The organism is Clostridioides sp. ZZV14-6387, from assembly GCF_020657835.1.
In the GTDB taxonomy this organism is placed as follows: domain Bacteria; phylum Bacillota; class Clostridia; order Peptostreptococcales; family Peptostreptococcaceae; genus Clostridioides; species Clostridioides difficile_A.
In genome coordinates this window covers 1-269 of sequence record NZ_JAGWCW010000154.1, presented here as the reverse complement: position 1 = coordinate 269, position 269 = coordinate 1, and the positions used below count along the sequence as shown (strand labels likewise).

General features: G+C 26.0%; 1 pseudogene. It reads right to left on the bottom strand.

Features of this window, described 5'->3' with window-relative positions:
* Positions 1-269: pseudogene (locus KGF38_RS20195) on the bottom strand (IS200/IS605 family element RNA-guided endonuclease TnpB); the annotation flags it as partial.

The following is a 269-nucleotide window of genomic DNA, read 5'->3' as shown; positions in this document are numbered from 1 at the left end:
GAGGTATTTGTTTATCCCTTACTTTAACCATACCAAGTTTAGGTAATTTTATATATTGACTACAGTACATAATATTTCCATTTGTAAAGTTAGTTCTATATGAAAATCTATTAGTTTTCTTTGATTTAAATTTAGGAAATCCTGTATTTTCTTTAAAGAATTTTTTATATGCGTTTTCTAAATCTTTTAAGGTGTTTTGTAGTGAAAATTTGTCAGGTTCTTTAAGCCACTCTAATTCTCTTTTTAAATTGGTCAAATCAGAACTGCAC